We start from the raw sequence: 2,527 nt of genomic DNA on the forward strand, positions 1-2,527 counted from the left end.
TGAAGTACTCTGGATGTCTTCCATGCAGGAGCATGGACATATAGCCTCCATAACTTCCGCCCATCAACAACACTTTATCCCGCGAAGCATATCCTTTCTTGATCAGCCATTCGACACCAGCGATGTTATCAAGACGTGGCCCGTGTCCCCAGTCTCCTTCAATCATCTTTGTAAACTTCATACCGTATCCGGTGGAACCACGGAAATTAGGGGCGAACAAGCTGTATCCTCGATACACGAGAAACGAGAATAAAGATCGGAATGAATCACGTTCAGCGAATTGTGGTCCACCATGCGGCCACAAAATAACGTGTCCATTATCATTTTCAGGTTTTGGACGGAATAACAGCGCTTCAATAGGTAAGTCGTCAAATGAAGCATAAGTGACAACTTCAGGTGCGATCAATTCTTCTTCTTTTACTCCTGGTACACCATAATTCGTCAGCGTTATCCAGCCTTCTTTCGTAAGCTTGTATAGATTGGCTGGAATGGTAGAGGAATCCCCCCGTATATACAAATTGCCAGATTCAGCAATCACTAGTTGATCGATAATGCATACCGGTGCGTTGATTTTTCCTAATTCTCCGGTTGAGATTTTATAGTTGTAAAGGTAATCTTGCACGCCTTTTTCAGTGACCATATACAACGAATGAGTAGACGAATCATATTTGATTTGGGAAAAGTCTTCTTTCTCAAGTTCCACAACCTTCTCGAATTCTTTTTCTTCAAGATCAAATTTGGCGAGGTAGGAAAAATCACTTTCAAAGTTTGTCAGCAAATAAATCTCTCTTTCAGACACAAATACAGATCCTGAAACGGTGTGCTGAGGTTCGGCAGTGGGTGTCAGCAGTATATCCTCATCCTCCTGCTGCACATAAGCCAAGCTGTATGTATTGGCAAAAAACTTCTGATAGAGAAAGCTTTTCTCTTCTGGGCTTTTATCCAGCAAAACGATTGGAGCGTCTTCTCCGTGCACAACGACTTCCTCGGTGTCAGTTTCCAAGTCGTAGCAGTATCCCTTCATAAACGCTTCGTCGTCCTTGTTAGAGGTATAATACAGACGCTTGCCATCATCTGATAGAAAAGGGAAGTCGTGTCGAAATCCTTCAGCTTGACGGACTGGTTTGAGCGTTCCACCCTGAGGAGGGGTGGCATAAACCTGCCCATTCTCATCGCCGTCCTCATCAACGACCGCAATGATGAAATCTCCTTTTTTATCATAAGCGAGTTGATGACAGCTTTGATTGTGGAACGTCAACGGATATGGGAATGTATTAGGCAGGTCCATCGCCCATAAATTATATTTTCCGTTAAAGTTTGTACTGAAGACGAGTTGTGACTCATCAGGGCTGACGATAAACGTCTCGATTCCATAAGTTTGAAAAAATTGTTCTACATCGGGCTTCGGCAATTGTAACATGGTTTATTTCCTCCTGAATTTTGTAGCATTTTGGTATAACCTGTCTTTACTCATTCGATTTCCTGTTATATTTTTCCTTTAAATACATTCAATTTTGAAAAAAGGTTAATTTTCCAATTTATGGATGGTTTCGTGGTGAGGCTAGTAGGGAAAAAATACATACAATAAAATTGATAGAGGTGTACGGTATGTTGTTTTCAGGTACGAAACTTTCAGACCTCTCTGCGACATCAATCCTTTTGATTCTCATTGGGTTTCTTTCGCTAGGGGCTAGTATTTATTATTTTATGGACTTGGCTGCAGGTGTTTTAGCAGACCAAAAATTTGCTATCGATCAAGCAGCGTTTGATTTCGTAAAGGCGACTTCATTTCAAGGAATTGATCCAATATTGAAAGTGGTTACCCAAGCCGGGTCAGTTATATTGATCACGGTCGCTTCGCTTGCGCTAGCTGTTTACTTATTATTCTTTTCTAAAATGAGCCGCTGGGTAGGCATTTATTTTATCGTAAGTATGGCAGGTATTAGTTCGCTAACAGCCTTATTGAAGTCTCAATTTGGAAGAAAACGCCCGGAATTTATGGGGGAATATCATGGAGCAACGTCCAGTTTCCCAAGTGGGCACTCGGCTGGAGCTCTTGTTTTCTATGCCTTCATCATTTACTTAGTAGCCATCAGTCATTTAGACAAAAAATGGAAGTGGCCGATCAACATTTTTATAGCTGTTCTGACCCTAATTATTGGAATTACCCGGGTGTATATGGGGGTTCATTTCTTCACTGACGTTGCAGCAGGATTTCTGTTTGGACTTGCCTGGCTGTTGATCTGTATCATTGCTCTTGAAATTACTCTCTGGCATCAAAGAAGGCGGCAGGAAGACAAGAACCCAAAGTATGAGAAGGGTAAAAACGTGTTAGCAACAAAAGATTAAGAAAGAGAGATAAGAGTAAAATGTGTTCGGATCTGCTTAATTCTGGTATCAAATTTAAAAGATCTGTCCCTTCGTGCTTTGGCATTGGGGACAGACCTTTTTGTTATGGTTGTGTTAAGCTCCATGATGTTTCGGTGACTTTTCTTAATCAAAAAATTGAAGTTAAAGGTTATTTAAC

The 2,527-nt window shown here is 41.2% G+C and carries 2 protein-coding genes; one reads left to right on the forward strand and one right to left on the reverse strand.

What is annotated here, in order from left to right:
* A partial coding sequence (locus LD39_RS10480) for a prolyl oligopeptidase family serine peptidase (RefSeq protein ID WP_035546031.1) occupies window positions 1-1,420 on the reverse strand: 1,420 nt, incomplete at its 3' end.
* Between the two features lie 188 nt (window positions 1,421-1,608).
* Here LD39_RS10480 and LD39_RS10485 point away from each other — a divergent pair.
* Window positions 1,609-2,349: a phosphatase PAP2 family protein gene (locus LD39_RS10485; RefSeq protein ID WP_052158814.1), complete on the forward strand. Its 741-nt coding sequence runs from the start codon at window positions 1,609-1,611 to the stop codon at window positions 2,347-2,349.
* Window positions 2,350-2,527: the final 178 nt, after the last annotated feature.

Source organism: Halobacillus sp. BBL2006 (assembly GCF_000786645.1).
GTDB lineage: Bacteria > Bacillota > Bacilli > Bacillales > Halobacillaceae > Halobacillus.